26 protein-coding genes are annotated in these 21,350 nt (G+C 66.0%); 18 read left to right on the top strand and 8 right to left on the bottom strand.

The annotated features are described in order from the left end of the window. Both AC07YZ_RS09675 and AC07YZ_RS09670 read right to left on the bottom strand, forming a co-directional pair. The gene (locus tag AC07YZ_RS09675) at positions 1-1,188 is read right to left on the bottom strand and encodes a vWA domain-containing protein (protein WP_226491614.1); all 1,188 of its coding nucleotides are present in this window, start codon (positions 1,186-1,188) and stop codon (positions 1-3) included. A 223-nt stretch (positions 1,189-1,411) separates the two neighbouring features. Beyond that, positions 1,412-2,254: an AAA family ATPase gene (locus AC07YZ_RS09670; protein WP_226491615.1), complete on the bottom strand. Its 843-nt coding sequence runs from the start codon at positions 2,252-2,254 to the stop codon at positions 1,412-1,414. Between the two features lie 185 nt (positions 2,255-2,439). On the opposite strand from AC07YZ_RS09670, the gene AC07YZ_RS09665 reads away from it, so the two are divergent. After that, on the top strand, positions 2,440-3,108 hold the full coding sequence (locus AC07YZ_RS09665) for a c-type cytochrome (protein ID WP_226491616.1): 669 nt from the start codon (positions 2,440-2,442) through the stop codon (positions 3,106-3,108). 48 nt (positions 3,109-3,156) lie between these two features. Here AC07YZ_RS09665 and AC07YZ_RS09660 read toward each other — a convergent pair whose 3' ends face one another. After that, on the bottom strand, positions 3,157-3,594 hold the full coding sequence (locus AC07YZ_RS09660; RefSeq protein ID WP_226491617.1) for a DUF1841 family protein: 438 nt from the start codon (positions 3,592-3,594) through the stop codon (positions 3,157-3,159). 77 nt (positions 3,595-3,671) lie between these two features. Between AC07YZ_RS09660 and pcaF the strand changes: the two genes are divergently transcribed. From pcaF to AC07YZ_RS09640, 4 genes are all read left to right on the top strand, one after another. Next, the gene (gene pcaF / locus AC07YZ_RS09655; RefSeq protein ID WP_494794593.1) at positions 3,672-4,874 is read left to right on the top strand and encodes a 3-oxoadipyl-CoA thiolase; all 1,203 of its coding nucleotides are present in this window, start codon (positions 3,672-3,674) and stop codon (positions 4,872-4,874) included. 3 nt (positions 4,875-4,877) lie between these two features. Next, the gene (locus AC07YZ_RS09650) at positions 4,878-5,621 is read left to right on the top strand and encodes a sulfite exporter TauE/SafE family protein (protein ID WP_226491619.1); all 744 of its coding nucleotides are present in this window, start codon (positions 4,878-4,880) and stop codon (positions 5,619-5,621) included. Positions 5,622-5,670: 49 nt separating this feature from the next. Continuing rightward, positions 5,671-6,288, top strand: coding sequence for a nucleotide-binding protein (locus AC07YZ_RS09645; RefSeq protein ID WP_494794592.1), 618 nt, complete (start codon positions 5,671-5,673; stop codon positions 6,286-6,288). Positions 6,289-6,565: 277 nt separating this feature from the next. Then, positions 6,566-7,021 (top strand): MaoC family dehydratase, encoded by a 456-nt coding sequence (locus AC07YZ_RS09640; protein WP_226491621.1) that lies wholly within the window; start codon positions 6,566-6,568, stop codon positions 7,019-7,021. Positions 7,022-7,038: 17 nt separating this feature from the next. On the opposite strand, the gene AC07YZ_RS09635 is transcribed toward AC07YZ_RS09640, so the two are convergent. The 3 genes from AC07YZ_RS09635 to AC07YZ_RS09625 all read right to left on the bottom strand — a co-directional run bounded on the left by AC07YZ_RS09635 (position 7,039) and on the right by AC07YZ_RS09625 (position 8,862). Then, positions 7,039-7,362, bottom strand: a complete 324-nt coding sequence (locus AC07YZ_RS09635) for a hypothetical protein (RefSeq protein ID WP_226491622.1) — start codon at positions 7,360-7,362, stop codon at positions 7,039-7,041. Between the two features lie 147 nt (positions 7,363-7,509). After that, positions 7,510-7,983 (bottom strand): tRNA (uridine(34)/cytosine(34)/5-carboxymethylaminomethyluridine(34)-2'-O)-methyltransferase TrmL, encoded by a 474-nt coding sequence (gene trmL / locus AC07YZ_RS09630; RefSeq protein WP_494794591.1) that lies wholly within the window; start codon positions 7,981-7,983, stop codon positions 7,510-7,512. A 144-nt stretch (positions 7,984-8,127) separates the two neighbouring features. After that, positions 8,128-8,862: a ComF family protein gene (locus AC07YZ_RS09625; protein ID WP_494794590.1), complete on the bottom strand. Its 735-nt coding sequence runs from the start codon at positions 8,860-8,862 to the stop codon at positions 8,128-8,130. 104 nt (positions 8,863-8,966) lie between these two features. On the opposite strand from AC07YZ_RS09625, the gene AC07YZ_RS09620 reads away from it, so the two are divergent. From AC07YZ_RS09620 to AC07YZ_RS09590, 7 genes are all read left to right on the top strand, one after another. Next, positions 8,967-9,875 (top strand): methyltransferase domain-containing protein, encoded by a 909-nt coding sequence (locus tag AC07YZ_RS09620; protein WP_494794589.1) that lies wholly within the window; start codon positions 8,967-8,969, stop codon positions 9,873-9,875. A gap of 434 nt (positions 9,876-10,309) precedes the next feature. Next, positions 10,310-11,476 carry a cytochrome c oxidase subunit II gene (coxB, locus tag AC07YZ_RS09615; protein ID WP_494794896.1) on the top strand — a complete coding sequence of 389 codons (1,167 nt, stop codon included), beginning with the start codon at positions 10,310-10,312 and terminating at the stop codon, positions 11,474-11,476. Between the two features lie 40 nt (positions 11,477-11,516). Next, on the top strand, positions 11,517-13,136 hold the full coding sequence (gene ctaD, locus AC07YZ_RS09610) for a cytochrome c oxidase subunit I (RefSeq protein WP_226491627.1): 1,620 nt from the start codon (positions 11,517-11,519) through the stop codon (positions 13,134-13,136). A 25-nt stretch (positions 13,137-13,161) separates the two neighbouring features. After that, a complete protein-coding gene (locus AC07YZ_RS09605; protein WP_218017389.1) occupies positions 13,162-13,272 on the top strand; it encodes a cytochrome oxidase small assembly protein in 111 nt (36 codons plus the stop codon). 41 nt (positions 13,273-13,313) lie between these two features. Next, entirely contained in the window at positions 13,314-13,928 is a 615-nt protein-coding gene (locus AC07YZ_RS09600) for a cytochrome c oxidase assembly protein (RefSeq protein WP_226491628.1), read from the top strand. Next, positions 13,925-14,131 (top strand): DUF2970 domain-containing protein, encoded by a 207-nt coding sequence (locus AC07YZ_RS09595; protein WP_226491629.1) that lies wholly within the window; start codon positions 13,925-13,927, stop codon positions 14,129-14,131. The genes AC07YZ_RS09600 and AC07YZ_RS09595 overlap by 4 nt, the downstream gene beginning before the upstream one ends. A 73-nt stretch (positions 14,132-14,204) precedes the next feature. After that, positions 14,205-15,086: a cytochrome c oxidase subunit 3 gene (locus tag AC07YZ_RS09590; protein ID WP_226491630.1), complete on the top strand. Its 882-nt coding sequence runs from the start codon at positions 14,205-14,207 to the stop codon at positions 15,084-15,086. A 98-nt stretch (positions 15,087-15,184) separates the two neighbouring features. On the opposite strand, the gene AC07YZ_RS09585 is transcribed toward AC07YZ_RS09590, so the two are convergent. Next, positions 15,185-15,424 (bottom strand): twin transmembrane helix small protein, encoded by a 240-nt coding sequence (locus AC07YZ_RS09585; protein ID WP_494794588.1) that lies wholly within the window; start codon positions 15,422-15,424, stop codon positions 15,185-15,187. Positions 15,425-15,469: 45 nt separating this feature from the next. Between AC07YZ_RS09585 and AC07YZ_RS09580 the strand changes: the two genes are divergently transcribed. From AC07YZ_RS09580 to AC07YZ_RS09555, 6 genes are all read left to right on the top strand, one after another. Continuing rightward, positions 15,470-16,210: an SURF1 family protein gene (locus tag AC07YZ_RS09580; RefSeq protein ID WP_494794587.1), complete on the top strand. Its 741-nt coding sequence runs from the start codon at positions 15,470-15,472 to the stop codon at positions 16,208-16,210. Beyond that, entirely contained in the window at positions 16,191-16,892 is a 702-nt protein-coding gene (locus tag AC07YZ_RS09575) for an SCO family protein (protein WP_494794586.1), read from the top strand. The genes AC07YZ_RS09580 and AC07YZ_RS09575 overlap by 20 nt, the downstream gene beginning before the upstream one ends. An 8-nt stretch (positions 16,893-16,900) precedes the next feature. Continuing rightward, positions 16,901-18,055: a COX15/CtaA family protein gene (locus AC07YZ_RS09570; RefSeq protein WP_226491634.1), complete on the top strand. Its 1,155-nt coding sequence runs from the start codon at positions 16,901-16,903 to the stop codon at positions 18,053-18,055. After that, positions 18,052-18,957, top strand: coding sequence for a heme o synthase (cyoE, locus tag AC07YZ_RS09565; RefSeq protein WP_494794585.1), 906 nt, complete (start codon positions 18,052-18,054; stop codon positions 18,955-18,957). Before AC07YZ_RS09570 ends, cyoE begins: the two co-directional genes overlap by 4 nt. Before the next feature lie 103 nt (positions 18,958-19,060). Next, positions 19,061-19,681 (top strand): SCO family protein, encoded by a 621-nt coding sequence (locus AC07YZ_RS09560; protein WP_226491636.1) that lies wholly within the window; start codon positions 19,061-19,063, stop codon positions 19,679-19,681. Between the two features lie 82 nt (positions 19,682-19,763). After that, positions 19,764-20,312 carry a DUF4410 domain-containing protein gene (locus AC07YZ_RS09555; protein WP_226491637.1) on the top strand — a complete coding sequence of 183 codons (549 nt, stop codon included), beginning with the start codon at positions 19,764-19,766 and terminating at the stop codon, positions 20,310-20,312. 42 nt (positions 20,313-20,354) lie between these two features. Here the strand turns inward: AC07YZ_RS09555 and AC07YZ_RS09550 are convergent, their stop codons facing one another. Then, positions 20,355-21,335 carry a Bug family tripartite tricarboxylate transporter substrate binding protein gene (locus AC07YZ_RS09550; protein ID WP_494794584.1) on the bottom strand — a complete coding sequence of 327 codons (981 nt, stop codon included), beginning with the start codon at positions 21,333-21,335 and terminating at the stop codon, positions 20,355-20,357. Positions 21,336-21,350: the final 15 nt, after the last annotated feature.

Here is a 21,350-nt window from a genome sequence, read left to right as displayed (position 1 = left end):
TTATTTCGACAACAGTCTCATGGCATCTTCCAGGCCCTTCAAGGTCAGCGGGTACATGCGCTGGCCCATCAGTTGCTGGACGACGCTGATGCTCTGTCGATACTGCCACACGCCCTGCGGTTCGGGGTTGATCCAGGCGAATTTCGGGAAAGCATTTGTGAGCCGCTGCAACCACTCCGCGCCGGCCTCTTCGTTGTTGTATTCCACGCTGCCGCCGGGCTGCAGGATCTCGTAGGGGCTCATGGTCGCGTCGCCCACGAAGATCAGCTTGTAGTCCTTGTTGTACTTGCGGATGATGTCCCAGGTCGGGAATTTCTCGGCGTAGCGGCGCCGGTTGTTTTTCCACATGAAGTCGTACACGCAGTTGTGGAAGTAATAAAACTCCAGGTGCTTGAACTCGCTCTTGACGGCGCTGAACAGCTCCTCCACCCGCTGGATGTGTTCGTCCATCGTGCCGCCCACGTCCATCAGCAGCAGCACCTTCACGTTGTTGTGCCGCTCCGGGATCATCTTGATGTCGAGCCAGCCCGCGTTGGCCGCGGTGGCGCGGATGGTGTCGGGCAGGTCCAGCTCGAAGTCGTTGCCCTCGCGCGCGAACTTGCGCAGGCGGCGCAGCGCGACCTTGATGTTGCGCGTGCCGAGCTCCTGCGTGTCGTCGTAGTCGCGGTAGGCGCGCTGGTCCCAGACCTTCACGGCCGTCTTGTTGCCGCCCTTGCCACCGATGCGGATGCCCTGGGGGTTGGACCCGCCGTGGCCAAACGGCGAGGTGCCGCCGGTGCCGATCCACTTGCTGCCGCCCTCGTGGCGCTCCTTCTGTTCTTCGAGCCGCTTCTTCAGCGTCTCCATCAGCTCGTCCCAGTCCATCTTGGGCGCGTTCGCCTTCTGCTCGTCGGACAGCAGCCGCTCGATCTCCTGGCGCAGCCAGTCGGCGGGAATGGGCTTGGTGAAGTCCGCGATCAGTTCCACGCCCTTGAAGTAGGCGGCAAAGGCGCGGTCGAACTTGTCGTAGTGCTTCTCGTCCTTCACCAGCGCGGTGCGCGCCAGGTAATAGAAGTCGTCCATGGAACACGCATCGGGATTGCGCGGCCCCACCACATCGGCCTGCAGCGCTTCGAGCAGGGTCAGGTATTCCTTGACCGAGACCGGCAGCTTGGCCGAACGCAGGGTGTAGAAGAAGTCGATCAGCATGAAAATTCCCCCGGTAACAGCCGTGGCATCGGGTTGTTCATGAATCAGGAGTCAACAAGGTCACTTGTTGTATTCGCCACTGCAATAAGGGTCATAGGGCTGGGACCCATCGCTGCGTTTGGGTTTGTCGCACCGACCTCCAGAGGACGCACATGCCGCCAACGCGAGCAGCAGCACGGCAAGCAAGCCAAATCTTGTCGTCTTCATGTACATGGTCCTCATATCAGCGGTTCCTCTGGTTCATGAACACCAGCTTCTCGAACAGCGTGGTGTCCTGTTCGTTCTTGAGCAATGCGCCCACCAGCGGCGGGATGCTGACCTTGTTGTCGGCGCTTTGCAGCGCTTCGAGCGGAATGTCTTCGGCCATCAGGAGCTTGAGCCAGTCCAGCAGTTCGCTGGTGGACGGCTTCTTCTTCAGGCCGGGCAGGTTGCGCACGTCGAAGAAGGTCTTCATCGCGGCGGTGAGCAGTTCCTTTTTCAGCTCGGGGAAATGCACGTCCACGATCTTGTGCATGGTCTCGGCGTCGGGGAACTTGATGTAGTGAAAGAAACAGCGGCGCAGGAAGGCGTCGGGCAGTTCCTTTTCGTTGTTGGAGGTGATGAACACCAGTGGGCGGTGTTTGGCGCGCACCAGCTCGCGCGTCTCGTAGCAGTAGAACTCCATGCGGTCGAGTTCGCGCAGCAGGTCGTTGGGAAATTCGATGTCGGCCTTGTCGATCTCGTCGATCAGCAGCGCCACCGGCTGGTCGGCGGTGAAGGCCTGCCAGAGCACGCCCTTGACGATGTAGTTGTGGATGTCCTTGACCTTCTCGTCGCCCAGCTGCGAGTCGCGCAGGCGGCTCACCGCGTCGTATTCGTACAGACCCTGCTGCGCCTTGGTGGTGCTCTTGATGTGCCACTGCAGCAGCGGCAGCTTGAGCGCCTGCGCCACTTCCTCGGCCAGCATGGTCTTGCCGGTGCCGGGCTCGCCCTTGACGAGCAGCGGGCGCTTGAGCGTGATGGCGGCGTTGACGGCCAGCATCAGGTCTTGCGTGGCGACGTAGTTTTCGGAGCCTTGGAATTTCATGGACGGGGTCGGGTGTGGTGGAGGTGGCGGGAGGGCCTTGGGGCCGGCCGATGCGGCATTCTGTGCGCGACTCGGGGGTGCGAAAGCCGGCGGTGTCAGGGTTATCAATAAGTCGGGGGTGATAGACCAGTCTATATAATCGAGCGTTGATTTTTATCAATCATCCATCTCATTGTGCTTGCAAAATGAACCAACTGTTGCCCATGATCGTCCGTTCCGTTGTCGCCGCTGCGACGTTTTCCGCAGCAGCACTGAGCGCTCAGGCTCAGGGTGTCACCGGCAGCGCCGAAGCCGGCCAGAAGAAGGCTGAAATGTGCATCGGTTGCCACGGCATTCCGGGCTACCAGAACAGTTTTCCCGAGATCCACAAGGTGCCCAAGATCTCCGGGCAGTCCGACAAGTACATCGTTTCCGCCCTAACCGCCTACAAGAAGGGTGACCGCAAGCACCCGTCCATGCGCGGCATCGCGGGCTCGCTGTCCGAGCAGGACATGGCCGATCTGGCAGCGTTCTACACCGCGCAGGGCGACCAGCCCGCCGACGAAGCCCCCAAGGCGGCCAACGTGGCCGCTGCGGCGCTGATCGAAAAAGGGGCCTGCGCGTCCTGCCACGGTGCCAACTTCAGCAAGCCGATCGACCCGAGCTACCCCAAGATCGGTGGCCAGCACGCCGACTACCTGTTTGTCGCGCTCAAGGCCTACACCGTCGAAGGCAACAAGGTCGTGGGCCGCTCCAACCCCATCATGGCCGGCGTTGCCAAGCAGTTCAAACCCGCCGAAATGCGCGAGATCGCCAAGTACCTGGCCTCGCTGGACGGTGAGCTCAAGACCGTGCCGCAGTCGCGTTTCCGCTGATCGGTGACCGCCCATGAAAAAGCCGCTCGATGAGCGGTTTTTTTTATTTCAGTCCTGCGTCGCTCGGCGGCGCACCTGGTCGATATAGGCCTGGCCGTCGGGCGGCCGGCCGGCGCGCTGGCTTTCCCAGAGCATGGTGCCCAGGCACTCCATCACCTCGTGGTGCGCGGCGTGCAGGTCGCCGCGCCGCGCCGCCAGCAGCTCCACCGCCTGGCGGATGCCCGGCGGTTGGTCGATGCTGCACTGTTCGCTGATGGACAGGTGCATGGACAGGTGCAGGAACGGGTTCTCGCGGGTGGCGCTGCCCGGTTCGCCCAGGCGAGCCAGGGCGGCGTCCACGTCGGCCAGCTCGGCGTGGTACTCGGGGTGCTCGGCGATCCACTGGCCCGCCAGCATCTCGATGGCCTCCATGGGCTGCTGTTGCAGGCTCTTGGCATAGACCGCGCAGAAGAAGCGGCGCACATCGGTTTGGGACGGACTGAACATGGGGGGATTGTCCCGCAAGCGGCCCGGCCCCTGGGTGGGCTTGGGTACAGTCGCTTGCCACCTTCAGGAGACAAGACATGACCCAGGCCTACATCTGCGACGCGATCCGCACCCCCTTCGGCCGCTACGGCGGCGCCCTCAGCAGCGTGCGCACCGACGACCTCGGCGCCATCCCGCTGCGCGCCCTGATGGCGCGCAACCCGGGCGTGGACTGGGCCGCCATCACCGACGTGCTCTACGGCTGCGCCAACCAGGCCGGCGAAGACAACCGCAACGTCGCCCGCATGAGCAGCCTGCTCGCCGGCCTGCCGCTGGAGGTGCCCGGCGCCACCATCAACCGCCTGTGTGGTTCCGGCCTGGACGCCGTGGGCACGGCCGCCCGCGCCATCAAGAGCGGTGAAGCCGGCCTCATGATCGCCGGCGGCGTGGAAAGCATGAGCCGCGCCCCCTTCGTCATGCCCAAAGCCGAGAGCGCCTTCAGCCGCAACAACGCGGTGTACGACACCACCATCGGCTGGCGCTTCGTCAACAAACTCATGAAAGCCCAGTACGGCGTCGATTCCATGCCCGAAACCGCCGAAAACGTGGCGACCGAGTTCAAGATCGAGCGCGAAGCCCAGGACCGCATGGCCCTGGCCAGCCAGATGAAAGCCGTGGTGGCCATCAAAGCCGGCCACCTGGCGCGCGAGATCTGCCCGGTCAGCCTCCCGCAGAAGAAGGGCGACGCCCTCGTCGTGGACACCGACGAACACCCGCGCGAGACCAGCCTCGAAGCCCTGGCCAAGCTCAAGGGCGTGGTCAAACCGGACGGCTCGGTGACGGCCGGCAACGCCAGCGGCGTGAACGACGGCGCCTGCGCGCTGCTGCTGGCCGACGAAGCCACGGCCGCGAAGAACGGCCTCACGCCCAAGGCCCGCATCGTCGGCATGGCCACGGCCGGCGTGGCCCCGCGCATCATGGGCATGGGCCCGGCCCCGGCCACGCAGAAGGTGCTGGCCCTCACCGGCCTCACGCTGGAGCAGCTCGACGTGATCGAACTCAACGAAGCCTTCGCCGCGCAAGGCCTGGCCGTGCTGCGCACCCTGGGTCTGAAAGACGACGATGAACGCGTGAACGCCTGGGGCGGCGCCATCGCCCTGGGCCACCCGCTGGGGGCCAGCGGCGCACGCCTGGCCACCACGGCGGTGAACCGCCTGCACGCCACGGGCGGGCGCTACGCGCTGTGCACCATGTGCATCGGCGTGGGGCAGGGGATCGCGTTGGTCATCGAAAAAGTCTGATCCTTGATCACCGATCCGTATTTCTATCTGGTGGCGATCCCCGCCGTGCTGCTGCTGGGGGTGAGCAAGAGCGGCTTTGGCGCCGGCTTCGGTTCGCTCGCCGTGCCCATGATGGCGTTGGCGGTCACGGTGCCGCAGGCCGCGGCGATCCTGATGCCGGTGTTGCTGGTGATGGACCTGCTGGGCATGGCGGCGTTTCGCAAGAACGTGGATCGCCGGTTGCTGCGTTTCCTGCTGCCCTTCGGCCTGCTCGGCATCGTGGTCGGCGCGCTGTTGTTCAAACTGCTGGACGCCAAGGTGGTGGCCGGCATCGTGGGCGGTTTCACCCTGCTGTTTCTGGCCCAGCGCCTGCTGTTCCCGCCGAAGGCCGACAGCCCGCCGCCGCCGAAATGGGTGGGCGCCATCCTGACGGCGACCTCCGGGTTCACCAGCTTCATCGCCCACGCGGGCGGCCCGCCGATCAACGCCTACGTGATCCCGCTGCGGCTCTCGCCGGTGCTGTTCACCGGCACCATGGCCTTCTTCTTTTTCTTCATCAACATCGCGAAGTGGATTCCCTACGCCTGGCTGGGCCTGCTGGACCTGCGCAACATGTTGACCTCGCTGGCGCTGCTGCCGTTTGCGCCGATCGGGGTCTGGGTGGGGGTGCGCATCGCGCACCGCATCCAGCCGCGGTTGTTTTACCGGATGGTCTACGCCGGCATGTTTCTCACGGGCGTCAAGCTGGTGTGGGACGCGTGGCGCTGAGGGGCTGGCGATACCATAGGGCCTGTTTTCAGACAACGAGGAGGTCGGTATGCCTATCGTGGTGGTTGCGAATCCCAAGGGCGGGGTGGGGAAGTCCACCCTGTCCACCCATGTGGCGGGCTATTTCGCCGCCCAGGGCCATGCCGTCATGCTCGGAGACGCCGACCGCCAGCAGTCGGCGCGTCTGTGGCTGCAACTGCGACCCCCGGCCGCGCGCCCGATTCGCACCTGGGAGGTGTCCCACGACCTGATCGCGCGTCCTCCGCGCGGCACCTCCCACGTGGTGCTGGACACCCCCGCCGGTCTGCACGGCTGGCGCTTCAAGGACGTGATGCGCATGGCCGACAAGGTGCTGGTGCCGCTGCAGCCCAGCATCTTCGACATCTACGCCACGCGCGCCTTTCTCGACGAAATCGCCGAGTTCCGCAACGCCGACAAGCTCAAGATCGGCATCGTGGGCATGCGGGTGGATGCGCGCACCATCGCGGCCGACAAGCTGCAGGAGTTCGTCTCGGGCCTGGGCCTGCCGGTGCTGGGCTATCTGCGCGACACGCAGAACTACATCCACCTGGCCGCGCGTGGGCTCACGTTGTTCGACGTGGCGCCGGGGCGGGTGGAGAAAGACCTGCAGCAGTGGCAGGGCATCTGCGACTGGCTGGAGCGTTGAAACACCCCCGCCGCGCTGCGCGCGACCCCCTCAAGGGGGCTGAGGGCCGCGGCTCCAAGCCTGCCTGCGCAGGCTTGGACGGCCCGAAGAAGCCTCGCCTCCGGCGAGGCTGCGGCCTGCAAGGCGCACTGGCCGTCCGGCAAAGCCGGCCCGGCGGTGCCCTTGGCAGCACCGTTTCGTGCGTCGGGGTCACGCTCCGGCGGCATGGAAAGCGGGTGGCGACACTTGTCGCGGGGCCGACACCCGCCGCCTGGCCGGCGGGCTAGAGTCGCATTCCATGAAAACCTTTGAAACCCTGGCCGATCTGGCGGCCTGCGTGGGCCAGGAAGTCGCGCTCAGCGACTGGGTCACGATCACCCAGGAACGTGTCAACCAGTTTGCCCAGGCCACCGGTGATCACCAGTGGATCCATGTGGACGTGGAGAAAGCGAAGCAGGGGCCGTTTGGCGGGACGATCGCGCACGGTTTCCTGACGCTGTCGCTGCTGCCGGTGTTTCTGGAGTCGGCGTTCGCGGTGCGCCAGTCCGGCATGGGCCTGAACTACGGGCTCAATCGGGTGCGCTTCACGGCGCCGGTGCCGGTGGGCAGCCGCCTGCGTGCGCGCCTGACCCTGCTGGCCGCCGAACCGATCGAACACCAGGGCCTGCAGCTGACGTGGTCGGTGGTGGTTGAGCGCGACGGGGCCGACAAGCCGGTGTGCGTGGCCGAGTCGCTGGTGCGGCTCTACCCCTGAGCCTTCGGCCGGCGCAATCAGCGGATCTTGACGAGCTGTTTGCGCTCCAGGCTGCCTTCAAACGCCCGGATCAGGTCGTTGATGCGTTCGGCGGCGATGGACTGGTTGTGGCGTTGGGAGATCAGCTGGTAGGCGTCGTTGCGCAGCATCCAGAGTTCCTGGGGTGTTTTGGCGTTGTCGATTTTCAGGCGCAGGCGCTGCGCGGGCAGGCTGATGCAGTCTTCGATGCACGACAGCAGGGCCTGCCGGATGGTGGCCAGGTCTTTCACGCTGACCGGCTTTTTTGCGCCTTGGCGCGGTGTCAGGGCCGCCTGAACGATGCGGGCAATGGTGGGGATCAATGCGGTCTCCAGGCGGCCGGTGGGGTCGCGTGTGTCGGATGGGCCGCCGGCGTTCGTGACGGGCAGCGCGTGTCGGGAAGTGTGAGCATTGTGCGGCCGCTGGAGGGAATGGGGTGGGGCGTGCAGCTCATAAAAGAGTGAACTGCGTCACGCTGACGGGGCGCCAAAGCCTTGCTGTCGCCAGGCCTCGAAGACCACCACCGCCACCGCGTTGGACAGGTTGAGGCTGCGCTGGCCTTCGATCATGGGAAGGCGCAGGCGCTGCGTTGGGGCGAAGCGCTCGCGCAGGTCGGCGGGCAGTCCCCGGGTCTCGGAACCAAAGACCAGCCAGTCCCCCGGCTGGAAGCGGTTGTCGTACACCGACAGCGTGCCCCGGGTGGTGAGCGCGAACATGCGTTGTGGGTCGGGCTGTTCGGCGTGCAGGAAGCTGGCCCAGTCGGCGTGGCGGCGCACGTCGGCGTATTCGTGGTAGTCCAGCCCGGCGCGACGCATCTGCTTGTCGTCCATCGAAAAGCCCAGGGGCTCGATGAGGTGCAGGGTGCAGCCGGTGTTGGCGCTGAGCCTGATCACATTGCCGGTGTTGGGCGGGATTTCGGGCGCAACAAGGACGATGTGGAACATGGTTGCGCGGCAGGTACCGGTGGGCGTGGCAGAAGTTGGAGCGGGCCAGTGGTCTGGTCTGTGGGCTCTCCCTGCAAGCTCGCGATGATAACGTCGGAATCGCGCCCGCCCGGCAGCGGTCCGCGGTGTCCGGGTCGCGGTCGTTCAGTGCGGCGGCGTGCGGGCCAGCACCAGCGCGTCGACCCGTTGGGCGCCCGCCTGCAGCAGGGCCTGGGCGGCGGTCTGCAGGGTGGCGCCGGTGGTGGTCACGTCGTCCACCAGCAGCACATGGGCCCGGGCCAACCGCTGCCGATGAAGCGGGTGGGCGGCGAACGCTCCGCGCAGGTTGTGCAGGCGCTGCTCGCGCGGCAGGCTGTGCTGGTCCGGGGCTTCGCCGATGCGCAGCAGGGCATCGGCCAGCGCGGGGGGCATGGGGGTCGCCGTTGTGGCGGCTTGCCGGCGCAGCGCCTTCACCAGTTCCCAGGCCTGGTTGTAGCCACGGCTGGCCAGGCGCGACGGCGTGAGCGGCACCGGCACCACCAGATCGTAGGGGCTGGACGGTGGCTGGGCCTGGTGCGCCCGCCACATCAGGGCGGCCAGGGTCCCGGCCCAACCGGGTTCGTTCCTGAATTTGAAGCGGGCGATCAGGGTGTCCCAGGGGTAGCTGTAGTCCACCGCCGCCACACAGCGCTGCAGTGCTGCGGGCGCCGTTCGGGTCTGGCAGGCGCCACAGAGCGCCGGGCCAGTGGCCGCCAGAGGGGCGGCGCAGGCACCGCAGCGAGGCGTGGGTGCGGCAAAGCGCTGCTCGCAGGCCGTGCACACGGCCTGCGCTGGCCAGCCGCCGCACACCTGGCAGGTGGCGGGCAGGTGGCGCGTGAGCCGGGTCCACGTGTTGAACATGGGGCCAATATACTGGGCGGTCGGGCTGTGTCCCGTTTTCCGGGCCCGTTTCTGACACCCCTGTCCGGCGATGTCGCCCGCACACCACCCGCTCTGGTTTTCCCTTGAACAACACGCCCGAAGCCGAAACCCCCGTTCCGGGTCTGGACCCGGTCGCCGCGCAGCGCTGGCTGCGGCAACCCCGCACCCAGAGCCCCTGGCTGCACGAAGAGGTGGCCTCGCGCATGGCCGAGCGGCTGCAGTGGTTTCGCGACAAGCCCTCGAGCTGGCTGCACTGGGAGCCGGTGCTGGGCGGCCTCCAGGCCCACCAGCGGGTGCGGTCCTTGTTGCCGCAGGCGCGTTGTCATGTCGCCGCGCGGCAGTTGCCACAGGCCTTGCTGGCCACGCGCGAGCCGCCGTCGGCGTCGTGGAACCCCCTGAACTGGGTGCGGGGCAAGACACCCGCGGCCGCGCAGGACGAAACCCGCGTGGCCATGCTGTGGGCCAACATGGCGCTGCATCTGGAGCCACAACCCCAGGCCTTGCTGCGGCGCTGGCACGCGCACATCGAGACCAATGGTTTCCTGATGTTCTCCTGCCTGGGGCCGGACACCCTGCGCGAGCTCCGGCAGATCTACCAGCGCGCGGGCTGGCCCGAGCCCACCCATGCGTTCACGGACATGCACGACTGGGGCGACATGCTGGTGCACAGCGGTTTTGCAGAGCCGGTGATGGACATGGAGCGCATCACCTTGTCGTACAGCGCTGCGCCGCTCCTGCTCCAGGACCTGCGCGAGCTTGGTCGCAATCTGCACGCGGACCGGTTCGAGGGTTGGCGCTCGCACGCCTGGCACGAGCGCCTGTGCCAGGCGCTGGAAGATGGGCTGCCCCGTTCGGAAGACGGGCGTCTGCTGCTGACCGTGGAGGTGATCTACGGTCATGCCTTCAAACCCGTTGCGCGGGCGCCACTGGGGTCCAGCACTGCGGTTTCGGTGGACGCCATGCGGGCCATGTTGCGCTCCGGGCGCCGCTGAACCGGGCATTGCATCGCCGGCCGATGAGGTCGGCGAGGGGGTGGATGGGGCGCCTCGGCAGGAAAGCCCCCCGTTTCTCGCCGCTACAATTGACATAAATCAAAGCCTTCGGGGTGCTTTCCCTGCAAGTACGCGCGGATTCTCGGATCGGTCGCGGATATGGCCAGCAATTGGTGCGTCAAACCTGCAACGCTTCCCCCGTGGGCAACCCTGTTCGCTGATGGACTGCGCTGGAGCTTGCGGTGCAGCGGTTCGGTCACGCCCGCGCAGCCCATGGCTGCGCTGGTCTTGCGGGGTTGCGGGGGTTGGGTATTCCCTGAGTGGGCGGCCCTATGAAAGTTTGTTCTAATCGGCATTGATATAAATCAATACTTATATTTGAGGCGCTTAAAGTGAGTACGACGAAGAAAACAGTTGATTCCATGCGTAAACGGCTGGTCACGGTGCGCGCGGCCGCCTCCACACTGGCGCTGAGCGTGGGTGTCTGGGCGACGCAGGCTGCCCATGCGGTGAACGACCTGCCCGGTGGTCCCGCTGTGAACCAGCTCAATTTCGCCCCGCCGGTCACCCGCATTGCCGAGGAGCAGCACTGGCTGCACTGGTTCATGATGGGCATCTGCGCGGTCATCTTCGTCGTGGTCTTCGGCGTGATGTTCTATTCCATCATCAAGCACCGCAAGTCGGTGGGCCACAAGTCGCAGGTGCTGGCCGAGCCGATCTGGGTGGAGCTGGGCTGGACCATCGTGCCGCTGCTGATCGTGATCGGCATGGCCCTGCCGGCCACCAAAGTGCTGGTGGCCCAGAAGGACACCACCAACAGCGACCTGACCATCAAGGCCACGGGCATGCAGTGGAAGTGGGGTTACGACTACATCAAGGGCGAGGGCGAGGGCATCGGTTTCCTCTCCACGCTGGACACCACCCAGCGCGAGATGTCCAGCCAGGGCAAGCCCGGGGGCGACGACTACCTGCTCAAGGTGGACCACCCGCTGGTGGTGCCCGTGGGCAAGAAGATCCGCATCATCACCACCGCCAACGACGTGATTCACGCCTGGATGGTGCCGGCCTTCGGCGTCAAGCAGGACGCCATCCCCGGCTTCGTGCGCGACACCTGGTTCCGTGCCGAAAAGACCGGTGATTTCTACGGCCAGTGTGCCGAACTGTGTGGCAAGGAGCACGCCTACATGCCCATCCACGTCAAGGTGGTCACGGCCGAGCAATACACCGCCTGGGTGACCGAGCAGCAAAAGGCCATGGCCGCGGCCGCCGATGACCCGAGCAAGGTCTGGGCCCTGGCCGACATGGTCAAGCGTGGTGAGTCCGTTTACGCGGCCAACTGCGTCGCCTGCCACCAGGCCAACGGCAAGGGCGCTGGCCCGATCAAGCCGCTGGACGGTTCGGCCATCGTGAACGACGCCGACAAGACCAAGATGATGACCGTGCTGCTCAATGGCGTCAAAGGCCCGGAGGCGGAGATGCCGGCCTGGAAACAGCTGTCGGACACCGAGCTGGCCGCCGTCATGACTTACGCCAAGAACAACTGGTCCAACAAAACCGAGCAGGTTGTGCAGCCTGCCGATGTGGTCGCTGCCCGCAAGTGATCCGGTTACAGAAAATCATTGAGTCTCAAAGGAATCGATCATGAGTGCAGTTCTCGACCACCACGATGCGCACGGTCACGACCACGACCATCACGCCCCGTCGGGCTGGCGCCGCTGGGTCTACGCCACCAACCACAAAGACATCGGCACCCTGTACCTGCTGTTCGCTTTCACCATGCTCATGGTGGGCGGCGTGCTCGCGCTGCTGATCCGCGCCGAGCTGTTCCAGCCCGGCCTGCAACTGGTCAACCCCGAGCTGTTCAACCAGCTCACCACCATGCACGGCCTGATCATGGTGTTCGGCGCCATCATGCCGGCCTTCGTGGGTTTCGCGAACTGGATGATCCCGCTGCAGATCGGCGCCGGTGACATGGCGTTCGCGCGCATGAACAACTTCAGCTTCTGGCTGATGATCCCCGCCGCGATCATGCTGGTGTCGTCGTTCTTCATGCCAGGCGGCGCCCCCGCCGCCGGCTGGACGCTCTACGCCCCGCTGACGCTGCAGATGGGCCCTTCGATGGATGCCGGCATTTTCGCGATGCACATCCTGGGTGCCTCGTCGATCATGGGTTCGATCAACATCATCGTGACCATCCTCAACATGCGCGCCCCCGGCATGACGCTGATGAAGATGCCCATGTTCTGCTGGACCTGGCTGATCACCGCCTACCTGCTGATCGCCGTGATGCCCGTGCTGGCTGGCGCCATCACCATGACGCTGACGGACCGCCACTTCGGCACCAGCTTCTTCAACCCCGCCGGCGGCGGCGACCCGGTGATGTACCAGCACATCTTCTGGTTCTTCGGCCACCCCGAGGTCTACATCATGATCCTGCCGGCCTTCGGCATCGTGAGCCAGGTCGTGCCCGCCTTCGCGCGCAAGAAGCTGTTCGGCTACGCCTCCATGGTGTACGCCACCGGCTCCATCGCCATCCTGTCCTTCGTCGTGTGGGCGCACCACATGTTCACCACCGGCATGCCGGTGACGGGCCAGCTGTTCTTCATGTACTCGACCATGCTGATCGCCGTGCCCACGGGCGTGAAGATCTTCAACTGGATCGCGACCATGTGGAAGGGTTCGATGACCTTCGAGACCCCGATGATGTGGGCCGTTGGCTTCATCTTCGTGTTCACCATCGGTGGCTTCACCGGGCTGATCCTGTCGGTCGCACCGATCGACATCCAGATGCAGGACACCTACTACGTGGTGGCCCACTTCCACTACGTGCTGGTGGCCGGTTCGCTGTTCGCCATGTTCGCCGGCATCTACTACTGGTTGCCCAAGTGGACCGGCGTGATGTACAGCGAAACCCGCGGCAAGATCCACTTCTGGTGGTCGATGATCTCGTTCAACGTCACCTTCTTCCCGATGCACTTCCTGGGCCTGGCCGGCATGCCGCGCCGCTACGCCGACTACCCGATGCAGTTCGCCGACTTCAACGCCATCGCCTCGGTGGGTGGTTTTGCCTTCGGTCTTGCACAGGTCTTCTTCTTCTTCGCCGTCGCGCTGCCTGCCATGCGTGGCAAGGGCGCCAAGGCGCCACAGAAGCCCTGGGAAGGCGCCGAGGGTCTGGAGTGGGAAGTGCCTTCGCCGGCCCCGTTCCACACCTTCGAGAACCCGCCCAAGCTGGATGCCAGCGCCACCAAGGTGATCGGCTGAACCCCGGCGCAGCAACGGTTGAAACATGACGCCTGACCAAAAAAAGAGCAACCTGCGCCTGGGTCTGATCCTGGGTTCGGTGGCGCTCGTCTTTTTCCTCGGTTTCGTGGGCAAGCTGGTGCTGTTCGGCGGCTGATGCCCGCCGACACGCCCGCACTTCCGAACCGGACACGCCCCATGGGACTTCGTCGCGAAAACCTCAAGATGGTGGGCAAGCTCGGCGTGATCACGCTGGGCATGTTCGGGTTCGGCTACGCCCTGGTCCCGGTCTACAACGCCATCTGCGAGATGACCGGCATCAACGTGCTGGCGCTCGCCGAGCGTGAGGTGCCGGGTGCCCGGCCCACCCTGCCGGTGAACACGCAGGTGGACCGCACGCGCAGCATCACGGTGGAGTTCGACGCGAATGCCCGCGGACCCTGGCAGTTCAAGCCCGCGGTGCGTTCGCTTCAGGTGCATCCGGGCGAACTCACCACGGTGATGTACGAGTTCCAGAACGTCCAGAACCGCACCATGGCGGCGCAGGCGATCCCGAGTTACGCCCCCAAGCAGTCGGCGGCGCACTTCAACAAGCTGGAGTGTTTCTGTTTCAACCAGTACACGCTGGCGGCGGGCGAGAAAAAGGCCTGGCCGGTGGCGTTCGTGATCGATCCGAAGCTGCCCAAGGACGTGACCACCATCACGCTGTCCTACACCTTCTTCGAGGTGGGCGGCAAGGTGCCGGCGGCGCCCGAGGGCCATCTGCCTCAGGCCAGCGCCGTGCCGGCCGCCTCCTTGCCGGGGGCCGTATGACGCAGCCTGTGCACCAGCGCAAAGGTTCGCTCGTGGGCACGGTCAAGGCCGTGCTCTGGGGTTTTCTCGGTGTGCGGCGCAATGCCGACTACCAGGACGACATCGCCAAGCTCAATCCGATCCACATCCTGGTGGTGGGGGTGGTCATGGCCCTGCTGTTCGTGCTGGGCCTGATCCTGCTGGTGAACTGGGTCGTCGCCTGAGGCGGTGCCGTCGACAGCACAAGGTTTTTTTCTTTCAGACATTCATACAAGCGCTTAGCAATTAGGAGTGAGCATGTCAGCAGCAACACACGGCACGACGCCTTATTACTTCGTCCCCGGGCCTTCGCGGCACCCGGTGATGGCGGCCATCGGGCTGTTTTTCGTCATCCTGGGCGCGGGCCAGTGGGTCAATGGCGCGGGCTGGGGCGCGTATTCGCTGGCCTTCGGTCTGGCCTTCTGGCTGATCGTGCTGTTCCAGTGGTTCAGCCAGTCGGTGGGTGAGAGCGAAAGCGGCCTGTACGGCCGCAAGATCGACCTGTCCTTCCGCTGGAGCATGAGCTGGTTCATCTTCTCGGAGGTGATGTTCTTCGGCGCTTTCTTCACGGCCCTGTGGTGGGCCCGTGTGCACTCGGTGCCCGCGCTGGGCAACATCGAGAACGCGCTGATCTGGCCCGACTTCACCGCGGTGTGGCCGAGTCTGCAGGCCGGCGCCACCGCCTCGCCGGCCGGCATCGTCGAGCCGTTCCAGACCATGGGCCCGTTCTGGTTGCCCACCATCAACACCGCGCTGCTGCTGTCCTCGGGTGTGACGCTGACCATCGCCCACCACGCCCTGCAGTCCGGTGAACGTGCCAAGACCATCGCATTCATGTGGGTCACGGTGCTGCTCGGCATTACCTTCCTGTGCGTGCAGGGCTATGAATACGCCCACGCCTACAGCGAGCTGAACCTCAAGCTGTCTTCGGGTGTGTTTGGTTCGACCTTCTTCCTGCTCACGGGCTTCCACGGCTTCCACGTGCTGGTGGGCATGTTGATGCTGCTCTTCATCACCCTGCGCCTGCAGAAGGGCCACTTCACCGCACAGCGCCACTTCGGTTTCGAAGGCGCGGCCTGGTACTGGCACTTCGTGGACGTGGTGTGGCTGGGTCTGTACATCCTCGTGTACTGGATGTGATCGGCCGCCTGGGGTGGTGCGCCACCCCATCCCCGCCAGCAACAAAAAAGCGCCCGCAGGCGCTTTTTTGTTGGTGGGCAATGGGATGGTGAGCCGGATCAGCGCTGCAATGGCAGACCGGTGGGCTGGATCCAGCCCATCAGGTAGCTGACCAGCACCACCACGAACAGCAGGATGGAAAAACCGACGCGAAACGCCAGTGCCCGTGCCATGTGGTTTTTGCGCGGTTTGTCGTTGCCGTCGGGCGATCCCTCGTCACCCCCCCGCATCATGAAAACCAGCGCGGCCGCCAGGCTGCCAATGATGGCGACGAAGGCCGCGATGACGAGTGTTTTCATGCGTGCGATTATCGGTTTCTTTTTCCCCCACCCGGCTGTTCCCGCATGAGTTCCCGCCACCTGCGTTTCTGGCTCGTCACGGCCGCCACCGTCTTCACCATGGCGACGACGGCGGCCCTGGGCGTGTGGCAGCTCGGACGCGCGGCGCAGAAGCAGGCGCTGCACGATCTGATCGACCAGCGCGGCCAGCTGGCGGCCTGGCGCGGGCCAGAGCTGCTGCGGGCGCCCGACCCGCAGGCCGGCCTGCACCGCCCGGTGACCCTGAGCGGGCGCTGGGTGCCCGAGGCCAGTGTGTTTCTGGACAACCGGCAGATGGGCGGTCGCACCGGTTTTTTCCTGGTCACGCCGTTGCGCATCGCGGGCAGCGAGCGGGCGGTGCTGGTGCAGCGCGGCTGGGTGCCACGCGATTTCAACGACCGCAGCCGCCTGCCGGTCATCGACACCCCCACGGGCGAGGTCCGCGTCGAAGGGCGTTTGGCCCCGCCGCCGGGCCAGCTATATCAACTGGGCAAGGCGGGCACGGGGATGATCCGGCAAAATGTCGAACTCGCAGCGTTTGCGCAGGAGACCGGGCTGTCCCTGCTGAACGTTTCCGTCCTGCAGACCGGCGACACCGCCGACGGTCTGCAACGCGACTGGCCCCGCACCGGAGCCGACGTCTCCAGACACCACGGTTATGCATTCCAGTGGTTTGGCCTGTGTGCCCTTGCGGGTTTCCTGTATGTCTGGTTCCAATTCCTTTCCCCCCGCCGATCGCGCAAACCCCATGGCACAGACCCCCGATGAACCGCTGACCCTGACCGTGCACAGCCTGCCGCAGCTCGACCAGGCCAGCGCGCGCGACGCAGCGAGCACGCGCGCCGGGCGCTGGAAGATGCTGGCCCTGTTGCTGGTGAGCGCCGCGCCGGTGATCGCTTCGTATTTCACGTATTACGTGATCCGGCCCGAGGGGCGGCGCAACTACGGTGAACTGATCGACCCGCAGCGCCCGCTGCCCGCGTTCAGTGGCCGGGACGCGCAGGGTCGGCCCGTGCCCCTCACCGCGCTGAAAGACCAATGGCTGCTCATCAGCGTGGCCGACAGCGCCTGCGGCGAGGCCTGCCAGCAGCACCTGTACCTGCAGCGCCAGTTGCGGGAAACCCTGGGCAAGGAAAAAGACCGGTTGGACTGGGTGTGGCTGCGCATCGGCGACGCCGCGTTGCCCGAGCCGCTGCGCCAGGCCACGGCGGCGGCCCGGGTGCTGCAGGTGGACGCAGAGCAACTCGCGACCTGGCTGGTGCCCGCGCCGGGTCATCGCATCGAAGACCACCTGTACCTGGTGGACCCGCTGGGCAACTGGATGATGCGTTTCCCCGCCCCGCTCGACCCCAAGCAGGCCAAGCGCGACCTGGACCGCCTGATGCGCGCCGCCGCGTTCTGGGACCATCCGGGTCGGCCGAACGACGCTGCGCCGGTGCCCACCCGCTGACCCTGGCCATGCAGACCCAGACCCTGTACGACCTTGCGCCCGTGGCCCGCATCATGCTGCTGGGCGTGGTGATCGCGCTCGGGCCGTTGGCCTGGGTGTGGCTGCGCAACCGCCGCGCCGAGCCCACGCAACGCCTGCGGGTGCTGACACTGGTCACCCTGTTCCTCACCTTCGACCTGGTGCTGTTTGGCGCCTTCACCCGCCTGACCGACTCGGGCCTGGGCTGCCCGGACTGGCCGGGCTGCTACGGCAGCGTGAGCCCGGTGGGGGCGGGGGCTTCCATCGCCGCGGCGCAGGAGGCCATGCCCGGCGGCCCGGTCACCTTCTCCAAGGCCTGGGTCGAAATGATCCACCGCTACCTGGCCACGGCCGTGGGCGTGCTGATCCTGGTGCTGGTCATCGTGAGCTGGGTCGAGCGGCGGCGTCTGGCCGTGTCCTTCGCCTGGCCGCTGCTGACCCTGTTCTGGGTCTGCCTGCAGGGCGCGTTTGGCGCGCTGACGGTGACGATGAAGCTGTTCCCCGCCATCGTGACCCTGCACCTGCTGGGGGGGCTGGTGCTGCTCGCGCTGTTGCGCGCCCAGGCCGCCGGTTACGCCCACGCAACCCCAGGCGCTGCCGCTCCGGTGCCGCTGAGCGCGGGCCTGCGCGCCGCCCTGGGTCTGGTGTTTGCGCTGCTGTGGCTGCAGATTGCGCTGGGCGGCTGGGTCAGCACCAACTACGCCGTGCTCGCCTGCAGCGAGTTCCCAACCTGCCAGGGCAGCTGGTGGCCTGAGATGGATTTCCAGCGCGGCTTCGCACTGTGGCGTGCGCTGGGCCTGGACACGTTGGGTGAGGCGATCCCTTTTGCCGCGCTCACCGCCATCCACTACATACACCGGCTCAGCGCCTATGTGGTGCTGGCGGCCCTGTTCTGGCTCGCCTGGCGGCTGTGGCCGGTGGCGGGCATGCGCGCCACGGCGCGGCTGCTGATCGCCCTGGCCCTGTGGCAGTTCGCCAGCGGTCTGACCAACGTGGTGCTCGACTGGCCCCTGCTCGCGGCGGTGGGCCACACCGGTGGCGCGGCGGCGCTGGTCATCGTTCTGACGGGCGCGCTCTGCGGCACCCGAACCAACGCCGACACCGTGCGTTCCGTCCCCTTCAACACCTCCCAGGCGATCCGATGAGCTCCGCGTCCTCCACCCCCACCGCCGTTGCCCTGCCGCCCACCTGGCGGCAGTTCTACGCGCTGACCAAGCCGCGCGTGATCCAGCTCATCGTGTTCTGCGCGCTCATCGGCATGGTGCTGGCCGTGCCCGGCGTGCCCACCTGGGCTGAGCTGCGGCTGGCCGCCATCGCGTCGCTGGGCATCTGGCTGGTGGCCGGCGCGGCCGCCGCGTTCAACTGCGTGGTGGAACAGCAGATCGACGCCAAGATGAAACGCACCGCCTGGCGACCGACCGCCAAAGGCCAGCTCACCAACGCCAGGACGCTCAGCTTCTCCGCCGTGTTGTGCGGCGCCGGTTCGGCCGTGCTGTACTTCTGGGTGAATCCGCTCACCATGTGGCTGACCTTTGCCACCTTCGTCGGCTACGCGGTGGTCTACACCGTCATCCTCAAACCGCTCACACCGCAGAACATCGTGATCGGCGGCGCATCGGGCGCCATGCCGCCGGTGCTGGGCTGGGCCGCCATGACCGGCGTGGTCTCGCCCGAGGCGCTGATCCTGTTCCTCATCATCTTCCTCTGGACGCCGCCGCACTTCTGGGCATTGGCGCTGTACCGCGTGGAGGACTACCGCAAGTCGGGCCTGCCCATGCTGCCCGTGACGCATGGCTCCGAATTCACGCGGCTGCAGATCTTCCTCTACACCCTGGTGCTGTTCGCCGCCTGCCTCATGCCCTTCATCATGCGCATGAGCGGCTGGTTCTACCTGGTGGCCGCGGTGGCCCTGAGCATCGGCTTCTGTGGCTACGCGTTCGTGCTCTGGCGCCACTACTCCGATGCGTTCGCCCGCAAGACCTTCCGTTTTTCGCTGATCCACCTCTCGCTGCTGTTCGCGGCGCTGCTCATCGATCATTACTTGTGAAACACCCCCGCCGCGCTTCGCGCGACCCCCTCAAGGGGGCGACACCAGCGGCCCGGCAGAGCCGGTTCCGCGGTGTCCTGGGTAGCATGCCTGCCGTACTGCCATGAAACCGACATCTCTTCTCCGCCGTGGTTGCCTTGTGCTGGCTCTGAGTGGTTTGCTGCTCGCGGCCTGCACCGACAAACCCGCCGACGCCACGGCCTCGGGCTTCTCCAGCATCGACATCACCGGCGCCGACTATGCCACCGGCTTCTCGCTGACCGACCACGACGGCAAGCCGCGCACCCTGGCCGACTTCCAGGGCAAGGTCGTGGTGATCTTCTTCGGCTACACCCAGTGCCCCGACGTGTGCCCCACCTCGATGAGCGAGCTGGCCGAGGCCAAGCGCCTGCTGGGCCCCGATGGCGAGCGCTTGCAAGGCCTGTTCGTGAGCGTGGACCCGGAGCGCGACACGCCCGAGGTGATGAAGGCCTACATGGCCAGCTTCGATCCCGGCTTTCTGGCGCTGTATGCCGCGCCCGACGCGCTGCCCGCGCTGACCAAGAGCTTCCGGATCTACTACAAGAAGGTCGAGGGCAAGACCCCCACCAGCTACACCATGGACCACTCCGCGGGCAGCTACGTCTACGACACGCAGGGCCGCGTCCGCCTGTACACCCGCTACGGCAGCGGCGCGCAGGCACTGGCCGGCGACGTGAAGAAGCTGCTGGACGAGGCGCGCTGATCCGCCAGGGAGGCCGCTGGCGCCATCACTAGAATCCCTGCGGGCTCTCATGTGGAGGGGCCCCTTTTTCAGGAAACTATTGATGTCTCTTTCGACCATTCGTGCCGCTGCTTTGCTTTTGACGGCGGTGGCGCTGACCGCCTGTGGCTCCAGCCCCGAGAAATCCGCGGCACCGGAACTGCCCGGCAAATACACGCAGGCCTATGTTTCGACGGTCTCGGTCACCTTGCTGGACAAGGACCCGGACAACAACCGTGTGCAGGACAAACAGACTTTTGAAAAGAAGCTGCCCGGTGTGATCCAGGCGGCTCTGAAAGAGAGCGGCCTGGAGGTGTTGAGCGAACAACCCGGTCAGCGCGAAGGCGTGGTCGTGGTTCAGGCCAAGGTCAGCTACGACCCGGGGAACCAGGCTTTGCGCTGGGTGGGCGGCATTGTGGGCGCGGGCAAGGCCTCGGCCGATTTTTCCCTTGAAGCCATCGATGCCCGCACGGGCCAGGTGGTTGCGACGAAACAGGAAAGCGACACCAAACGCGGTGGCGCATTCGGTGGCAACTTCTATGAAGACGCGGCCGAAAAGCTGGGGGACGTGACCGAAGAGCTGGCCGAGACGCTGGCGCTCATCAAGCGCTGAGAGCGGCGCGGGCCGGTCCCGTTGCCCGGCTCAGTCTCAGTCTCAGTCGACCTTCGCGCCGCTGAGTTGGACCATGCGCTGGTATTTGGCGCGCTCGCGGGTCATGAATTCGCCGAAGGCCTCGGGCGTGCTGGGCGCGGGCTCGGCCATCAGGGTCGCGAAGCGGGTCTTCACCTCGGGAGACTTCAAGGCCTCGCCGAAAGCCATGTTCAGCTTGCGCACCATCTCGGCCGGCGTGCCGGCGGGCACGACCAGGCCCCACCAGGTGTCGATCTCGAAACCCTTCAGCGTCTCCGCGACGGTGGGGACGTCGGGCATCACCGCGCTGCGCTGACCGGTGGTCACGGCCAGGGCCTTGAGCTTGCCCGAGCGGATGTTGGCCGCGGCGGTGGCGAGGTTGTCGAAGTTGAAATCGACCTGACCCGAGAGCAGGCCCAGTTGTGCGGGGTTGCCGCCGTTGTAGGGGATGTGCACGGCGAACACGCCGGCCTGGTTCTTGAACAGCTCGCCCGCGAGGTGGCCGGCGCTGCCGTTGCCGCCCGAGCCGTAGTTGAGCTTGCCTGGGTTGGCCTTGCCGTAGGCGATCAGATCGGCCAGGCTGTGGATGCGCAGGCGCGCCGCGGCGTCGGCGTTCATCACCAGCACGTTGGGCACGCGCAGCATCTGCGTGACGGGCACGAAGTCCTTGGCCGGGTCGTAGGGCAGCTTGCTGAACAGCCAGGGGTTGATGCCGTGCGAGGCGGTGGTCGCGATGCCCAGCGTGAGGCCATCGGGCGCGGCCTTGGCCACGGCGCTCACGCCGATGTTGCCGCCCGCACCCGGCTTGTTTTCCACGATCACGGTGCCCAGCGATCCCTTGACGGCATCGGCCAGGATGCGCGCCGTCACGTCGATCGGGCCGCCGGGGGCGAAGGGCACGATGATGCGCGTGGTGCCGCCGGCTTGGGCGTGAGCCAGCGTGGGCAAGGCCAGCGCCGAGGTGGCCAGGGCCATGGAGGTGATGAGGCGGCGGCGGTTCAGCATGGCGTGGTCTCCAGT

The sequence above is a fragment of the Hydrogenophaga sp. GW101-3F08 genome (assembly GCF_059424585.1).
Note: the sequence above shows the minus strand (reverse complement) of the source record. Positions and strands in the feature narration are given on the sequence as shown.

Excerpts from the sequence above, each read along its gene's own strand:
- AC07YZ_RS09675 (WP_226491614.1), bottom strand. The coding sequence starts at position 1,188 with ATGCTGATCGACTTCTTCTACACCCTGCGTTCGGCCAAGCTGCCGGTC.
- AC07YZ_RS09670 (WP_226491615.1), bottom strand. The coding sequence starts at position 2,254 with ATGAAATTCCAAGGCTCCGAAAACTACGTCGCCACGCAAGACCTGATG.
- AC07YZ_RS09665 (WP_226491616.1), top strand. The coding sequence starts at position 2,440 with ATGAACCAACTGTTGCCCATGATCGTCCGTTCCGTTGTCGCCGCTGCG.
- AC07YZ_RS09660 (WP_226491617.1), bottom strand. The coding sequence starts at position 3,594 with ATGTTCAGTCCGTCCCAAACCGATGTGCGCCGCTTCTTCTGCGCGGTC.
- pcaF (WP_494794593.1), top strand. The coding sequence starts at position 3,672 with ATGACCCAGGCCTACATCTGCGACGCGATCCGCACCCCCTTCGGCCGC.
- AC07YZ_RS09645 (WP_494794592.1), top strand. The coding sequence starts at position 5,671 with ATGCCTATCGTGGTGGTTGCGAATCCCAAGGGCGGGGTGGGGAAGTCC.
- AC07YZ_RS09640 (WP_226491621.1), top strand. The coding sequence starts at position 6,566 with ATGAAAACCTTTGAAACCCTGGCCGATCTGGCGGCCTGCGTGGGCCAG.
- trmL (WP_494794591.1), bottom strand. The coding sequence starts at position 7,983 with ATGTTCCACATCGTCCTTGTTGCGCCCGAAATCCCGCCCAACACCGGC.
- AC07YZ_RS09625 (WP_494794590.1), bottom strand. The coding sequence starts at position 8,862 with ATGTTCAACACGTGGACCCGGCTCACGCGCCACCTGCCCGCCACCTGC.
- ctaD (WP_226491627.1), top strand. The coding sequence starts at position 11,517 with ATGAGTGCAGTTCTCGACCACCACGATGCGCACGGTCACGACCACGAC.
- AC07YZ_RS09605 (WP_218017389.1), top strand. The coding sequence starts at position 13,162 with ATGACGCCTGACCAAAAAAAGAGCAACCTGCGCCTGGGTCTGATCCTG.
- AC07YZ_RS09600 (WP_226491628.1), top strand. The coding sequence starts at position 13,314 with ATGGGACTTCGTCGCGAAAACCTCAAGATGGTGGGCAAGCTCGGCGTG.
- AC07YZ_RS09595 (WP_226491629.1), top strand. The coding sequence starts at position 13,925 with ATGACGCAGCCTGTGCACCAGCGCAAAGGTTCGCTCGTGGGCACGGTC.
- AC07YZ_RS09590 (WP_226491630.1), top strand. The coding sequence starts at position 14,205 with ATGTCAGCAGCAACACACGGCACGACGCCTTATTACTTCGTCCCCGGG.
- AC07YZ_RS09585 (WP_494794588.1), bottom strand. The coding sequence starts at position 15,424 with ATGAAAACACTCGTCATCGCGGCCTTCGTCGCCATCATTGGCAGCCTG.
- AC07YZ_RS09580 (WP_494794587.1), top strand. The coding sequence starts at position 15,470 with ATGAGTTCCCGCCACCTGCGTTTCTGGCTCGTCACGGCCGCCACCGTC.
- AC07YZ_RS09575 (WP_494794586.1), top strand. The coding sequence starts at position 16,191 with ATGGCACAGACCCCCGATGAACCGCTGACCCTGACCGTGCACAGCCTG.
- AC07YZ_RS09570 (WP_226491634.1), top strand. The coding sequence starts at position 16,901 with ATGCAGACCCAGACCCTGTACGACCTTGCGCCCGTGGCCCGCATCATG.
- cyoE (WP_494794585.1), top strand. The coding sequence starts at position 18,052 with ATGAGCTCCGCGTCCTCCACCCCCACCGCCGTTGCCCTGCCGCCCACC.
- AC07YZ_RS09560 (WP_226491636.1), top strand. The coding sequence starts at position 19,061 with ATGAAACCGACATCTCTTCTCCGCCGTGGTTGCCTTGTGCTGGCTCTG.
- AC07YZ_RS09555 (WP_226491637.1), top strand. The coding sequence starts at position 19,764 with ATGTCTCTTTCGACCATTCGTGCCGCTGCTTTGCTTTTGACGGCGGTG.
- AC07YZ_RS09550 (WP_494794584.1), bottom strand. The coding sequence starts at position 21,335 with ATGCTGAACCGCCGCCGCCTCATCACCTCCATGGCCCTGGCCACCTCG.